Raw genomic sequence first — 14,744 nt, forward strand, 5'->3', positions numbered from 1 at the left:
TGACGTGTCTTCTATAGCACGGCCGGCCATACGCGTCATTTGTCGGCCTCAGTCGTGATCCGGCTGCTGATAGCTGAACACCTGTGCCAGCCTGTCGGATCCGTAGTTCTGCAACGTGGTCTTGCTCGGCATGTTCGCGATGGTGCCGGTCCAGCCGAGCCGGGCTTCGGCGCCGTATTGCATGGTCGGCACCACCCGATCGGGCCGGTCGAAGGTTCCGGTCATGATCTCGATGCTGTCGCACGCGAGCAGCCGATAGCCCAGCGGCGTGCCGCAGTCCTTGCAGAAGTCGCGCTCGGCGACCGAGGAGGAGCGGAACGACGCGGGCTTGCCACGCGTCCAGGCAAAGCTGTCCTTGGCGATCTCGGCCATCGAGGCGAACGGACCGCCGGTTGCCTTCTGGCACATCCGACAGTGGCACAAAGCCGTGCGTAGCGGCGGCGCCGACAGCGCATAGCGGATCGCGCCGCACTGGCAGCCGCCGGTGAGCACCGCTTTGCCGGTCGTGGTCATGCCGCCTCGATGCGTTGCCAGGCTTCGTTCAGCAGCGCCAGCGCGTCGCTGCCGGCGAAGATGAACTCCTGCACGCCGGACTCGCGCAGGCTCACTTCCAGCTCGCCCGGCCGGCCGGCGAGATAGATCCGCGCGCCGCCGGCCTCGCGCAGCGCCTGTGCGGCCGCGGCGGCATGAGCCGCATAGGCTTTGTCCGACGAGCACAGGCAGGCGAACGCCGCGCCCGAGGCCTTGAACGCCGACGCCAGCGCCGCGGCATCGGTGAAGCCTTCGGTGTCGATCGCCTCGATGCCGCCGGTTTCGAAGAAGCTCTTGGCAAACGTCGCGCGCGCGGTGAAATCCGCCGCGCTGCCGAGGTTGGCGAGGAACACCTTCGGCCGCGCCGCCTTGCGCGCCAGCACGGCGTCGGACTTGTCGCGCAGGGTCTCGAACGGCGTCGCGATCCGGATCGGTGCGAGCGGCTCGAAGCTGATTTTGGCTTCGTAAGCCGGGGCCGCGATCGGCGCGGCGTCGAGCACGGCGGCGCGCGCCTCGTGCAGGTTCGGGAATTCGCTGGCGCCGGTCAGCACGTCGCGGCGCTTGGCGATGGCCTTGTCGCGCGCGGCGCGGGTCGTGGCGACCTTGGGCTGGATCGTGTTGGCGGCGAGCGCGGCGAACACGCCGCCGGCCTGTTCGATCGCCTGAAACTGCGTCCAGGCGGCGTCGCACAGTTCGCGGGTCAGCGCCTCGATGCCGCCCGATCCTGCGGCGGGGTCGGCGACTTTTTCGAGGTTCGATTCTTCGAGCAGCACCAGTTGGGTGTTGCGGGCGATGCGGCGCGCCAGCGCATCGGGCAGGCCGATCGCCAGCGTGTGCGGCAGCACCGCGAGCGCATTGGCGCCGCCGAGCGCGGCCGAGAAGGTCGCGACCGTGGCGCGCAGCATGTTCACCGACGGATCGCGCTGCGTCAGCATCCGCCAGGCGGTCTCGGCGGCGACGAACAAAGGCTTCGGCGCGAGGCCGCAGCTCTGTTCGATGCGCGCCCACAACAGCCGCAGCGCGCGGAATTTCGCCAGCGTCAGGAACTGGTCGGCGTCGGCGCTCAGCCGCGTGTAGATCATGCTGCGCGCCTGATCGAGCGGGATGTCGGCGGCTTCCAGCGCGCGCAGATACGTGATGGCGGAGGCGAGGACGTAGGCGAGTTCCTGCGCTTCGGAGCCGCCGGCGTCGTGCACGACGCGGCCGTCGGCGACGACGAACGGGCCTTTGAAGCCTGCGGCACAGAGGTTTTTCGCAACTTCGGCGACGCCGCGCGCGATCTCGCTCCAGTCGGAGGGGCTCGATCCGCGGACGGCGCGGGCGCCGATCGGGTCGATGCCGAAGCGGATGTCGCAGGCGGCGGGGTCGGTGCCGCGGCTCTTGATCAGCGCGGCGAGGTGGCGAACGACGTCGCAGGATTCCGGGGCGAACTGCAGTTCGATGCCGATACCGGCGTCCAAATGCACGTCCTGCAGGGCTTTTTCGATCGCCTCCTGGGTCGGCGGCAGGCCGAAGCCGCGCCCGCCGACGCTGCCGGCGAAGACGAGCGCGAGGCCGGTGGCGCCGTTTTCGAGATCGTGCAGCGCCTGCTTGTTGGCTTCGGTGGCGTCGGGATGGTCGACCCGCTGGACGATCTGCCAGGGCGCCCCGAGGGGCCGGCCGGCGACCGGTAAGGCATTGATCGCACGTGGATAAATCGGTTCGATCGGGAGGCCGTCCGGGGTCTTGCCGAGCAGTTTTTCGAACGGCGCGCCCTTCAGCACGCCGAGGGCGAGCTTGCGCCAGTCGTCATAGCCGGCCGGAGCGAATTCGGCGGCGAGCGGCAAGTCCTTGGTTGTGGACGACATTTTTGAAATCGGGCTCCCGGTACGACATTTGATTTGGCCGGAAAATGCCACGTGCGGACCGTCCTGCCAAACGGTTGTTTCGGGCCAAAGGAACGAGACAACGCTTGCGGCAAACCGGTGGCAAACCTGCGGCAGCGCAAAACCGCTCAGACGCGGTCCGGCAGCCGCTCGATCCCGGCGGTGGAGAGGCCGGCGAGGGCGTCTTTCAGCGATCGGCCGCCGACTAATCCGTCCGGCCGGATCTCGACCAGCGGCAACAGCACGAAGGCGCGCTCGAACAATCGCGGATGCGGCAGCGTCAGGCCGGACTGATTGATCACCGCATCGTCGTAACTCAGCAGATCGAGGTCGAGCGTGCGCGGACCCCAGCGTCGCTCGTTGGCGCGGTCGCGGCCGAAGCGCTTCTCGATCTTGTGCAGCGTAAATAACAACGCGTGCGGATCGAGCGCGGTGTCGATCGCCACGCAGGCATTGACGAAGCGCTCCTGCTGCTCGTCGCCCCAGGGCGGCGTCGCGTAGTCCGACGAGCGCGCGATGAGTTCGCCCTGCGTCATGCCGCAGATATTGGCGATGGCCTTGTCGAACGTCGCGCGGACGTCGCCGACATTGCCGCCGAGCGCGATCAGCGCCTCAGCCATGCGAGGGCTGCCGCGCGCGGGTGATGATCACGCCGACGTCGTCGAAGATCGCCGCGATCGGCGCGTGCGGCTTGTGCACGGTGATCTTCACCGAACCGATCTTGTCGAACGCCGACAGGATCGCGTCGGCGACCGCGCCGGCGGCGCGTTCGAGTAGTTTGTAGTTGGCGTCCTTGAAGGCGGCGGTGGCGCAGGCCACCACGTTGGAATAGGACACGGTGTCGGACAGGCGATCGGTGCGCGAGGACTCGGTGAGGTCGGCGGCGAGTTCGAGATCGATCACGAAGCGCTGGCCGACTTCGGTCTCGTGATCCATCACGCCGTGCCGCGCGTGCAGCACCAGGCCGGTGATGAAGATGGTGTCGGTCATCGTCTGTCCTCGCTGCTGGTCCTGATCGCGTGCGCGACTTTGAGCGCCTGCGCGGTGTCGGCGACGTCGTGGGCGCGGATGATGCGCGCGCCGTTCTCAATCGCGATGAGATGCGCGGCGATCGAACCGCCGAGCCGCTGCTTCGGTTCCGACGGCGACACCGTGCTGATGAAACGTTTGCGCGAGGCGCCGACCAGCACGGGCAGGCCGAAATGCGCGAACGCGGACAGCCGCGCCAGCGTGATCATGCTCTGCTGCGGCGTCTTGCCGAAGCCGATGCCGGGATCGAGCACGATGTTGTGCTCGGCGATGCCGGCGCGGGCGGCGATCGCCAGCGAGCGCGCGAAGAACGCGTTGATATCAGCGACGATGTCGATCGCGGGATCAGCGGCGTCGCGATTGTGCATCACGATCACCGGCGCGCCGCGCGCGGCGACGACCTCCGCCATCGCCGGATCGCGCTGCAGGCCCCAGACGTCGTTGGCGATCGCGGCGCCATGGTCGAGCGCCCAGGCCACCACCTCGGCCTTCATGCTGTCGATCGACACCGGCGCGCCGAGCGCTGCGACCGCCGCCAGCACCGGCGCCAGCCGCCGCCGCTCCTCGTCGGCCGAGACCGGCGTCGACCCGTAGGGCCGGGTGCTCTCGGCGCCGATGTCGATGATGTCGGCGCCCTGGTCGATCATCGCCGCGGCATGCGCGCGGGCGCGCTCCGGGCTGGCGAAGTCGCCGCCGTCGGAGAAGGAATCCGGCGTGACGTTGAGGATGCCCATCACCACAGGCACGGGGCGCGCGAGCAGTTCGCGCAACGCGGCGGCGCCGGTCGCGGTGGGAGGCGCTGGGGTTTGCGGCGCTACGCTCATGGCCAGCGCTTTGCGCGGGAAGCGGCGGGGAGTCAAGCGGGGTGGGGGAGAGATGTGTCGGCCGGCCGCTTCGCATGGTTGAGAATGTCGCTAAGCAAGAACTTGGCACGGCAATGTTGCCCCAATTTGCGGCCAAGCCTACGGTCGAAATGAAGAGGCGTCCACGTTGCACCAATCCCTCGCTATCTTCATAAGTCTTTCTCTAACGACAGGGTCCGATGCAAGCTTCTCCCATGCTTTCGCTCCTATCTCGTCTTCGTGCTGGCCATCCTGTGAGGGGCCGCTCCTATCAATTGCCTTGGCTACCACTGCAATAATTCTTTCGGCCAACTCCAGCGCGAACGTGACCGGCTCTCGATAGCTTCGTTCAAAATCGGCGCGTGCCCGAGACATTGATGCACTGGAAATCCTCCGGCCTCGAACAGTTGGATCATCCGGTCCCATCATCACTCTCCATCTCTCAGAGTGATATCGAGAAAAGCTCGGAAATACTCCTCCGTTCCTTTTCCACATTCGTTCGTCGTCGAATAGTGCGCGATCCTCGTAATAAGAACGGATTGCGTGAGTATGCCAGAGCACAGACAGCAAAGCATCGATCTCAGCATTGCTTAGCGGCATGAGGTACTCCCAAGGCGGCTTTTTGGGGCGTGACATCATAATGCCCCTCGGTATGAGGACAAGCCGCGTCGTTGAATTGAGCGACGCTGCCGGAAGCACGATCACGACACATTGGGGCGGACATCAACAAAAACTTCAACAATTGTATGCCGCGGTGCCAGCGACAGGAGCGGCTTCGCGTACATTGTCGCGCGGGCATCGAACATTATCAAATAGCCGATATTGGTTTCCCGGTTTTTCATATAGTGTTGGATCTGGGTTTCTCCTGCTGCGGCGTAGTTACTTGAGTAGCGTCCGCCGCACATTTTCAGTTCAAGCACAGCCGACAGGCCGCCCTTGAGCTTGATGTAGAGATCAAGGCGGCCGGCGCCCGTATCCAACTCCTCGAAGATGTCGGCGCGGTCGCCGAATTTTGCCTGAATGTAGGTGTGCAGCAGGTTCTGCGCATGTCGTTCTGGACTCGGCGTCCATTCGCCTTTCTTCCAGAACGTCATGCGCTTTCTGCCAGCGATGAACCGGCTGAATTCAAGTAGAGCGCTCTCAAACTCCTCGCATGTCACCTCGGCCATTTGTGGCTTCGGAGCGAGTCTCTCCATCTTGCCGCCCATCTCGATTGCACTATCGCGCAACTCTGTCGCTGCTTTGCGAAGGTCGGCTTGCTCATTCTCCACAAGCTTGATTGCGCGCTGGGCCGCCGTTAGCGCGTCATCGATATTGCCGGATTCCAATAGCGACTTTGCATAAGCATATAGGAGACCCGGAAACTCACCGCGTAGGTCCATCGCCCTGCGAAGAACCGCCGCCGCCTTGGGCCACTGCTCCGACTTCCACAAGCAATCGATGAGGTCGTTGCGTACTCTGGCATTCAGCGGCTCGGCATCCACCACCTCCTGAAACCAAGTCGCGGCGCGGTCATAGACTTGCATGTTTCGTAGTTGAATGCCGATCGAAGCCTTGATCAGGTTGACTATCTCAGGACATGCTTCGCCGTGAAACTCGCGGAGCACATCTTCGAGAAGCGCCATGCGCTGGGGCGGATCGAGACCCGGCGTCTCGTGCGCCTGAAAGAGACGAACAGATGCAACAACGTCGATGTTGCCAGTCGCCTTGGCGTCTTCGATCAGCGCAACGGCTTTCGCCTCATCGAAATGGTCATGCAATTCGCCCAGGCGAGCGGCCAGTTGAAAATGCGACAGGCCGTGCTTGTCCGTTACCAATGTGGCCTCGGCCTCAAAGCGTTCGGCCTGATCCTCCTTGCCTGCGTGGCGAGCGGCCAGCGCTAAGAGATGGAGCGAACTGACAAATTGCTCTTCGACGCCCATGAGGCCACGAAGGGCATCGACGCCTGCTTTGGCATCCTCGTAGGCTTCCAAAAAACGCTCCAGCATGATGAGACGTTTCGCTCGCACTTGAAGCGCGGCTGCATAAATTGCACGGTTGCTGACACCGTCCTTGTCCAGAAGCTCAATGCTTCTCGTAAGGGAGGCAATCGCGTCCTCTGGGTTCTGATGCATCAGAGCATCGACAAGGCCTTTTGTGCTGCGGCCCGCTTCCGCCTTCTGGCCCGCTTCTAAAAAAGCATCGGACGAAAGCCGCGCCGCCTTCATGGCTTCGGGGCTGTCCTGCTCTAGAGCGATCGACAGATTGCGCCAAACCCATCCACGTTGTTCGGCGGAGAGTCGCGATGGATCGGCCAGAACGTGCCGAAGCTGCGCTATCCCTGTCTCACGGTTCCCGCGATGAATCGATCCAAGCGCGATGACGGTGTTTAGTATCGACTGTTGCTCCTCCGTAAGGGAGGCCCGTTCCTCGCGCAGAATCCATTCTGCATCTTTCGCGGCAATGTCGTACCGCTTGAGCCGTTGGCTGACGGTTAGGCGGCAATCGAGAAGGCGCCTTTGCTCGTCTTTGGGCAGACCGGAAGCGTCCATGCACTCCAGGGCCGCCAGCAAGCGCGGCGTTCCTGCGAGAGCTACCGCATGCATTCCGGCCTCGAGGGCACGCGAGGCTGCATCGATATCGCCGTTATCGAGCGCCGCTGTGATGCGATCGGCAAGATCGTCGCAGGCTTTCGTGATTGAGGATGTTACGGCATCGAAGACCGCTTGGCTGATCCCTTCCTTGGGATCGGCAAAGGCGTGCATGGCCTTATGTGTGCCGACCACGAGCCCCGATCGCATATCGAATTCAATCCTGATTTGCGCATCGCTGAGCGGAATTTCTTCAGTGCGAAGACCGTGCGTTGCCAGCATATCGATCAGTTCCTGCCCGTTGGGCGGATCATCAGGCGCGATTTCTGGTGTTCTCTGAAAACGAAATGATTGGAGGAGTGGTACGAGCCTGTTGGTGGCGTGTTCCGTTTGGGCCTGAATGGTGAGCGAATAGGCCCCGACGCCGCTCCTGGAAATCGTAATGAACGCTAAAGTAGTTGGATCAGGGCTCTGCTGTTCCGATACAGCAAACCGCATGAGGGGCGCATCTGCCTCAAGTGTTTTGTCTTCAGCGTTTTCGCTCATGCTACGCCATTTAAATAGTTCCGTTAAACAATAGATCGCGGTGCACAAAAGAAGGCGAGATAGCACCGGATGGGCGCGCCACGCGCGTGAGCGCACCGTGGCTACGTCGGCGGACAGATAGCGATCTGCACCAAGGCGGACAATAGAAATCTCTGGTCAGCGATCGTCGGGTACGAAGTGGTGCACGTATCGAGCCGCCGGATGCTTTCCCCTCAATAACTAATCTTCAGCGGCAACTTCCGTGCCTCTTCAATCAGCTGCCCGACCTCTTTCTCCGACGGCAGGGCGCGGACCAGTTTACGCTTGAGGTTGGCTTCTTTCATGTTCTGCGCCAGCCGCGCGGGGTTGCGGTGGGTGAATTCGCGTAAGGTCGAGACGCCGGCGGCGCGCAAGAGTTCGGCTTTGGCCTTGCCCATGCCGGGGATGCGCATGCAGTCGGCGATGTTGGCCCATTCCAGCAATTGCTGTTCGGTGATTCCTGTTTTCGCGGCCAGCGCCTTGCGGCCGCGCATGGTGCGGGCGGCTTCGAGCAGCGCTTCGGTGGTGCGGATGCCGGCGGCTTTCAGCTTGCCGGCTGCGGCGACGGTGATGCCGTCGATCTGTGCGATGGGGTATGTCATTGGACTCGAAACTGAAGCGTCAGGTGAATTGGCGAAGGCCCGGGGTCTCGGCGATGATCGCCTGCATCCGATCGGGGCCGATCTTCTCGCGGCCGATGTGAAACAGCTCGTGCGCGAGCTTCTTGATGTCGGCGATGCCGAGGCCGAGGCCCATCAGCCGCGCGCCCATCGCCATCACGCCGCCGCCCATCAGACTCGCGCCCGAGCCCATCAGCCGGCCGAGGCCGCCGCGCGATTCGTTTGCGGATTCGATCGCGGCTTCGGCGCCGGGGATGGTGTCGATCAAAGCCTGGACGGGTTCTTGCGGACCCTCGCTGCGGAGAAAACCGAGGATGATGCCGACGCTCTTTCCGGCAACAGCTTTCTCGAGGCCGGCCTTGTCGGCCAGCCGTTCAATCAACTCGTCCATTACGCCCCCGCCGCCGGTTGTCCGCCGGATTGTACTTGTCTGTCATCCTGATCTTCCACGTTCCGAAACACAAGCAACGCCCGCGGGAGAAGCCGCTGTTCCGCGGGATTCGATTCGCGAGTGTTGCATCATTGCAAGAGCTTGTTGCCCGGCCGGCTCTACCAAGAGATTAAGACGGCGGATTTTGCGCCGCGGTGACGCGAGATTGCTGCGGACGCGGCCGGGCGCCGAATGATCGTTGAACAGTCCGCATCGATATGCAGGATATGCAGCGCAACGAGCCGCCGAAGGCTCTCTTGTTCTGCGCGCGGGGAAACGGCACGATGACGGCGAGCGAAACCGGTAACGACGATACCGACGGCAGGATTTTCATCGGCAAAGGCGAGCAGCCGGCGTGGCTGACGCTCGGCCTCGGCAACCGCCACGGCCTCGTCACCGGCGCCACCGGCACCGGCAAGACGGTGACGCTGCAGGTGATGGCCGAGGGTTTTGCGCGCGCCGGCGTGCCGGTGTTCGCCGCCGACATCAAGGGCGATCTCTCCGGCATCGCCGAAGTGGGCGAGGCCAAGGACTTTATCCTGAAGCGCGCCAAGGCGATGGGTCTCGCGTTCCAGCCCGACCAGTTCAGCACGGTGTTCTGGGACGTGTTCGGCGAGCAGGGTCATCCGGTCCGCGCCACCGTGTCGGAGATGGGGCCGCTGTTGCTGTCGCGGATGCTCGATCTCAACGACGTGCAGGAGGGCGTGCTCAACGTCGCGTTCCGCGTCGCCGACGACATGGGCCTGCCGCTGGTCGACATGAAGGATCTGCGCGCGATGCTCGACGCGATCGCGCCGATCGCCGCCAAGGTCGCGGAAAACGGCGACGTCAATGCCGACATCCGCCAGGCCGCGGCGTCGCTCGGCAACGTCACCAAGCAGACCGTCGGCACCATCCAGCGGCAATTGCTGGTGCTGGAGAACCAGGGCGGCGAAAGTTTCTTCGGCGAACCCGCGCTGCAATTGAAGGACTTCATACGCACCGACAGCCAGGGCCGCGGCGTGGTCAACATCCTGACCGCCGACAAGCTCATGAGCAATCCGCGGCTGTACGCGACCTTCCTGCTGTGGATGCTGTCCGAATTGTTCGAGGAACTGCCCGAACTCGGCGATCCCGACAAGCCGAAGCTGGTGTTCTTCTTCGACGAGGCGCATCTCTTATTTAACGACGCGCCGAAGCCGCTGATGGATAAAATTGAACAGGTCGTGCGATTGATCCGCTCTAAAGGCGTCGGCGTGTACTTCGTGACGCAGAATCCGATCGACGTGCCGGATCGCGTGCTGGCGCAGCTCGGCAATCGCGTGCAGCACGCGCTGCGCGCCTTCACGCCGCGCGACCAGAAGGCGGTGGCGGCGGCGGCGGAGACGTTCCGGCCCAATCCGAAGCTCGACACCACCAAGGCGATCACCGAGCTCGGCAAGGGCGAGGCGCTGGTGTCGTTCCTCGAAGGCAACGGCACGCCGGCGATGGTCGAGCGGGTGATGATCCGCCCGCCATCGGCGCGGATCGGCACGATCACGCCGGAGGAACGCGCCGCGATCATCAAGGCGAGCCCGATGAAGGGCCGCTACGACACCGCGATCGATTCCGAGTCTGCTTACGAGAAGCTGCGCGACAGGTTGAACGGCACGGCGGCCGGCACCGACGCCGCGCCGGCGGAAGGCGGATTGTTCGGCCAGCTCGGCAGCCTGGTCTCCACCGTGTTCGGCACCAACACGCCGCGCGGCAAGCTCACCACCGGGCAGGTGGTGGCGCGCAACGTCGCCCGCACCGTCGCCACCACCGTGGTCGGCGGCATCGCCGCCCAGCTCGGCAAGAAGGTCGGCGGCTCGCTCGGCAGCTCGGTCGGCCGCTCGATCGTCCGCGGCACGCTCGGCGGTATGCTGCGGCGGTGAGGCCACCTGCTTGACTGCAGGCGTGTGCTGCAGTCAGACGGCTTCATAAGCCGGGCAATTGCCCTATGATCCGTCATGCCCGGGCTCGTCCCGGGCATCCACGTCTTGCGGCGAAGGACGCGAGACAGGACGTGGATGGCCGGGACGAGCCCGGCCATGACGAGTTGATACCACGTGCCCGATGTCGCTCGCCTGTCGCGCGAGACACGCAAGGAAACGCCACCATGTCCGTCCCTTCGCCCGTCTCCGCCGCGCTCGATCGCGCCGATGCCGATTTCGACGCCGCGCTGGCGCGGCTGTTCGCGCTGCTGCGGATCAAGTCGATCTCGGCCGATCCGGCCTACGCGGCGGACTGCCGGGCGGCGGCGGCGCATCTGTGCGCCGACATCGCCTCGCTCGGCTTCGACGCCGAAGTGCGCGAGACCGCGGGGCATCCGGCGATCGTCGCCAAAGCCGTTCAAGATAAGCCCAATGGCAACACCGGCGCGCGGCCGCACGCGCTGTTCTACGGCCATTACGACGTGCAGCCGGTCGATCCGTTGTCGCTGTGGCACCGGCCGCCGTTCGAGCCGGTGGTCGCCGACCACGCCGACGGCCGCAAGATCATCGTCGCGCGCGGCGCGCAGGACGACAAGGGCCAGCTCTCGACCTTCGTCGAGGCCTGCCGCGCCTGGAAGAGCGCCACCGGCGAACTGCCGATCGACCTCACCATCCTGATCGAGGGTGAAGAGGAAGTCGGCTCGAAGAATTTCGTGGCGTTCCTCGAAGCGAACAAGACCGATCTCGCCGCCGACTTCGCGCTGGTCTGCGACACCGGGATGTGGGACCCGACCACGCCGGCGATCACCACCGCGCTGCGCGGCCTGGTCTATGAGGAAGTGAAGATCAAGGCCGCCAATCGCGACCTGCATTCCGGCATCTATGGCGGCGGCGCGCAGAATCCGATCCGGGTGCTGACGCGGATCCTCGGCGGGCTGCACGACGACCACGGCCGCATCACCATTCCGGGCTTCTACGACGGCGTGAAGGATCTGCCGCCGGAGATCCTCGATCAGTGGAAGGGGCTGGGGCTCACGGCCGAGACCTTCCTGAAGCCGATCGGGCTGTCGCTGCCGGCCGGCGAGGACGATCGCCTCTTGATCGAACAGATTTCGTCGCGGCCGACCTGCGACATCAACGGCATCGTCGGCGGCTACACCGGCGAGGGCTCCAAGACGGTGATCGCGGCGGAGGCCTCGGCGAAGGTCTCGTTCCGGATCGTCGAAGGGCAGGACCCGGCGAAGATCCGCGACGCGTTCCGCGCCTATGTCACCGCGCGGCTGCCGGGCGATTGCAGCGCCGAGTTCCTCGATCACTCCAACGCGCCGGCGATCGCGCTGCCCTGGACGATGAAGCCGCTCGCGGCAGCCAAGCAGGCGCTGACCGAGGAATGGGGCAAGGAGGCGCTGCTGATCGGCTCCGGCGCCTCGATTCCCATCGTGGCGGATTTCAAGCGCACGCTCGGCGTCGACACGCTGCTGGTCGGCTTCGGACTCGACGACGACAACATCCATTCGCCCAACGAGAAGTACGACCTCAACAGCTTCCAGAAGGGCATCCGCTCATGGGTGCGGATACTCGGCGCGCTCGCCGAGGCGCCGAAGTAAAACCCCTCCCGCGACACAACGTCACCTCGCTTTACGCGAGTTACCGCCCGCCGCGTGTCGGCGAGCGCGCAATGCTGGAAATCTTCTAAGTCCAGCGCGGCGAGTTCCCGCGCGCGCCGCGGCGTGCGCGGGCGGCGACGAGGCGTCGCCCGATCATATGTTTCCTAACAAATTGTGCATGCTACGTGTCGCCGGAGTGGCGACCGCGGATCGCCGGCATCGCGACTGGATTCGTTCTAAGCTTGCGGGCCGCGCCGAACGTCGGCCTGAACAGCGCGCAAGTGTAAAGTCATTCTAAATCGCATCGGTTGTCTCGCCATCCTCATTCCCCTAGTCACGGCTCGACTACGTGAACTGGGGGCGTCAGGTGAGTTACTTCAAGAACAACAAGAATCGTTGGTGCGTCGGCGTGGCGACGAGCGTCCTGTCGTTGTGCCTGACTGGTGCGGGGATCTCGGAAGGCCGCGCGCAGAGCGCGGAACCGCGCGTGCTGCCGCCGGTGTCGGTCGATGCGCCGCAACAGCGCGCACGCACGACCCGCGTCGCGCCGCCGCGCGCAACAGCGCCGCGCACCGCGCGGGTGACGCCGCGGCAGACCGCCGAGCGGCCGCCGGCCCCGGTGGCGCCGCCGACGATGGGATCGACGCGCACGATCGGCGCGCCGGCGCCGGCCTATGCGGGCGGGCAGGTGGCGCAGGGCGGCACGCTCGGCCTGCTCGGCGCGACCAGCGTGATGAACACGCCGTTCTCGACCGTGAACTACACCTCGGAGCTGATCGAGAACCAGCAGGCGCGCACCGCGGCCGACACGCTGATCAACGATGCGTCGGTGCGGACCAGCACAGGCAGCAACGGTTTCGATGACACCTTCGTCATTCGCGGCTTCCCCGTGAATGCCACCGACGTCGGCCTCAACGGCCTGTACGGGCTGTCGTCGTCGCAGCGTATTCCGGCGCAGATCATCGAGCGGATCGAACTGCTCAAGGGCCCCGGCGCACTGATCAACGGCATCGCGCCCGGCGGCACCGTCGGCGGCGCCATCAACATCGTCACCAAGCGCGCCACCGAGACTGATTTCTCGCGGCTGACGCCGTTCTTCATGAGCGCGGCCAGCTACGGCCTGCATCTGGAGACCAGCCGGCGCTTCGGCGCCAACAAGGAATGGGGCGTCCGCTTCAACGGCGTCGGCCGCAACGGCGAAGCCTCGATCGACGACGGCAATTTCCGCAGCGGCCTCGGCGCGCTGGCGATCGACTATCGCGGCGAGCGCTTCCGCTGGACGCTGGATGCGATCTCGCAGAACGACGACACCGACAATTTCAGGCCGCAGATCAGCCTGCTGTCGACCCTGACGTCGATTCCGGCGGCGCCGGATGCGCGCAGCAATTGGTACCCCGGCACGAAGTTGCGGCAGAGGGACAACACCATCGCCACCGCGGCCGAATACGACCTGACCGACTGGCTCACCGCCTATGCGGGCATCGGCTATCGCGATGGCACCAACGATCAGACCTTCCCGTCGTCGGCCGTCGCCGTCAATGCGCTCGGCAACTTCACGGTGCAGAACAACTACTACGACTCCTACACCAAGACCGTCAGCGGCAATGCCGGATTCCGGTCGCAGTTCGACACCGGCTTCATCAACCACAAGGTGAACGTCGCCTATACCGGCTTCTATCAGGAGGCCGGCAACGCCTACATTCAAGGCAACAGGGCGGCGTCGAACATCTACAATCCGTCGCCGCTGCCGAGCATCACGCTGCCACGGACAGACCCGCGGCTTGCGTCCGAATCGACGCTGACCAGCGTAGCGATCGCCGACACGATGTCGGTCCTGAACGAGTCGGTGCTGCTCACGCTCGGCGTCCGCCGGCAGAACGTGAAGGTGGACAGCTTCAGCACGATCACCGGCGCGTTCACCAATGGCTACGACGCCAGCGCGACGACGCCGCTGGCCGGCATCGTCGTCAAGCCGTGGCACAACGTGTCGCTGTACGCGAACTACGCCGAAGGCCTGACCCGCGGCACCATCGTCGGCGCCGGCTACGACAATGTCGGGGACGTGCTCGCGCCCTACAAGTCGAAGCAGCAGGAAGCCGGCGTCAAGGTCGATTGGGGCCTGATCACCACCACCGCGGCGGTGTTCCAGATTGCGCGACCGAGCCAGATCCGGACGGCGGGCGGCACACTGGGCTCGCTGGCCTATGACGGCGAGCAGCGCAACCGCGGCGTCGAGCTGAACGCCTACGGCCTGATCCTGCCGAGCCTGCGCGGTATGGTCAGCGCGACCTTCATCAAGCCCGAACTGACCAATCCGAGCGATCCGACGCAACGCGGCAACGACGCCGCCGGCGTGCCGGACAAGACGTTCTCGGCCGGTCTCGACTGGGATACGCCGTGGGTGCGGGGTCTCGCGCTCAATGGCCGGGTGATCTACACCTCGGGCTCCTATCTCACCACCGCGAACACGGTGAAATTCCCGGAGTGGACCCGGCTCGATATCGGCGCGCGCTACACCACGACCGCGCTCACCGGCAAGCCCGTCACGTTCCGCGCCAATATCGAGAACGTCACCGGCGAGAACTACTGGCTCACCACCGGCACCTACGTGACCGTCGGCGCGCCGCGCACCTACTTGCTCTCCGCGGCGTTCGATTTTTGATCGCTCGCTATCAATTCGTCATGCCCGGCCTTGTGCCGGGCATCCACGTCTGCAGCGGAAGCCGCAAGAAAGACGTGGATGGCCGGGACA

General features: G+C 64.8%; 11 protein-coding genes. 3 read left to right on the forward strand and 8 right to left on the reverse strand.

Annotated features, from left to right (window positions below; all coding sequences use genetic code 11):
- Positions 1–48: 48 nt before the first annotated feature.
- The 8 genes from SR870_RS02060 to SR870_RS02095 form a co-directional block, all read right to left on the reverse strand.
- The gene (locus SR870_RS02060; RefSeq protein ID WP_322516392.1) at positions 49–513 is read right to left on the reverse strand and encodes a GFA family protein; all 465 of its coding nucleotides are present in this window, start codon (positions 511–513) and stop codon (positions 49–51) included.
- Positions 510–2,378, reverse strand: a complete 1,869-nt coding sequence (locus SR870_RS02065; protein WP_322516393.1) for a methylmalonyl-CoA mutase subunit beta — start codon at positions 2,376–2,378, stop codon at positions 510–512. The genes SR870_RS02060 and SR870_RS02065 overlap by 4 nt, the downstream gene beginning before the upstream one ends.
- A 146-nt stretch (positions 2,379–2,524) precedes the next feature.
- A complete protein-coding gene (gene folK, locus SR870_RS02070) occupies positions 2,525–3,016 on the reverse strand; it encodes a 2-amino-4-hydroxy-6-hydroxymethyldihydropteridine diphosphokinase (protein WP_322516394.1) in 492 nt (163 codons plus the stop codon).
- Positions 3,009–3,386: a dihydroneopterin aldolase gene (gene folB, locus SR870_RS02075; RefSeq protein ID WP_322516395.1), complete on the reverse strand. Its 378-nt coding sequence runs from the start codon at positions 3,384–3,386 to the stop codon at positions 3,009–3,011. Before folB ends, folK begins: the two co-directional genes overlap by 8 nt.
- Entirely contained in the window at positions 3,383–4,249 is an 867-nt protein-coding gene (gene folP / locus SR870_RS02080; protein ID WP_322516396.1) for a dihydropteroate synthase, read from the reverse strand. Before folP ends, folB begins: the two co-directional genes overlap by 4 nt.
- 719 nt (positions 4,250–4,968) lie before the next feature.
- Positions 4,969–7,383 carry a hypothetical protein gene (locus SR870_RS02085; RefSeq protein WP_322516397.1) on the reverse strand — a complete coding sequence of 805 codons (2,415 nt, stop codon included), beginning with the start codon at positions 7,381–7,383 and terminating at the stop codon, positions 4,969–4,971.
- 212 nt (positions 7,384–7,595) lie between these two features.
- Entirely contained in the window at positions 7,596–8,003 is a 408-nt protein-coding gene (locus SR870_RS02090; protein WP_322516398.1) for a DUF4332 domain-containing protein, read from the reverse strand.
- 19 nt (positions 8,004–8,022) lie between these two features.
- Complete coding sequence (locus SR870_RS02095) at positions 8,023–8,412, reverse strand: DUF2267 domain-containing protein (protein ID WP_322516399.1); 390 nt, start codon at positions 8,410–8,412, stop codon at positions 8,023–8,025.
- A 323-nt stretch (positions 8,413–8,735) separates the two neighbouring features.
- Between SR870_RS02095 and SR870_RS02100 the strand changes: the two genes are divergently transcribed.
- The 3 genes from SR870_RS02100 to SR870_RS02110 all read left to right on the forward strand — a co-directional run bounded on the left by SR870_RS02100 (position 8,736) and on the right by SR870_RS02110 (position 14,654).
- Entirely contained in the window at positions 8,736–10,346 is a 1,611-nt protein-coding gene (locus SR870_RS02100; RefSeq protein ID WP_322516400.1) for a helicase HerA-like domain-containing protein, read from the forward strand.
- 224 nt (positions 10,347–10,570) lie between these two features.
- Entirely contained in the window at positions 10,571–11,992 is a 1,422-nt protein-coding gene (locus SR870_RS02105) for a M20/M25/M40 family metallo-hydrolase (RefSeq protein ID WP_322516401.1), read from the forward strand.
- Positions 11,993–12,359: 367 nt separating this feature from the next.
- Positions 12,360–14,654, forward strand: coding sequence for a TonB-dependent siderophore receptor (locus SR870_RS02110; protein ID WP_322516402.1), 2,295 nt, complete (start codon positions 12,360–12,362; stop codon positions 14,652–14,654).
- The last annotated feature ends 90 nt before the right edge of the window (positions 14,655–14,744 follow it).

The sequence above is a fragment of the Rhodopseudomonas palustris genome, from assembly GCF_034479375.1.
Lineage (GTDB): Bacteria > Pseudomonadota > Alphaproteobacteria > Rhizobiales > Xanthobacteraceae > Rhodopseudomonas > Rhodopseudomonas palustris_M.

What these genes read in the sequence shown, in the direction of transcription:
- folB (WP_322516395.1), bottom strand. Translation starts at nt 3,386, where the DNA reads ATGACCGACACCATCTTCATCACCGGCCTGGTGCTGCACGCGCGGCAC.
- SR870_RS02100 (WP_322516400.1), top strand. Translation starts at nt 8,736, where the DNA reads ATGACGGCGAGCGAAACCGGTAACGACGATACCGACGGCAGGATTTTC.
- folP (WP_322516396.1), bottom strand. Translation starts at nt 4,249, where the DNA reads ATGAGCGTAGCGCCGCAAACCCCAGCGCCTCCCACCGCGACCGGCGCC.
- SR870_RS02095 (WP_322516399.1), bottom strand. Translation starts at nt 8,412, where the DNA reads ATGGACGAGTTGATTGAACGGCTGGCCGACAAGGCCGGCCTCGAGAAA.
- SR870_RS02065 (WP_322516393.1), bottom strand. Translation starts at nt 2,378, where the DNA reads ATGTCGTCCACAACCAAGGACTTGCCGCTCGCCGCCGAATTCGCTCCG.
- folK (WP_322516394.1), bottom strand. Translation starts at nt 3,016, where the DNA reads ATGGCTGAGGCGCTGATCGCGCTCGGCGGCAATGTCGGCGACGTCCGC.
- SR870_RS02105 (WP_322516401.1), top strand. Translation starts at nt 10,571, where the DNA reads ATGTCCGTCCCTTCGCCCGTCTCCGCCGCGCTCGATCGCGCCGATGCC.
- SR870_RS02090 (WP_322516398.1), bottom strand. Translation starts at nt 8,003, where the DNA reads ATGACATACCCCATCGCACAGATCGACGGCATCACCGTCGCCGCAGCC.
- SR870_RS02060 (WP_322516392.1), bottom strand. Translation starts at nt 513, where the DNA reads ATGACCACGACCGGCAAAGCGGTGCTCACCGGCGGCTGCCAGTGCGGC.
- SR870_RS02085 (WP_322516397.1), bottom strand. Translation starts at nt 7,383, where the DNA reads ATGAGCGAAAACGCTGAAGACAAAACACTTGAGGCAGATGCGCCCCTC.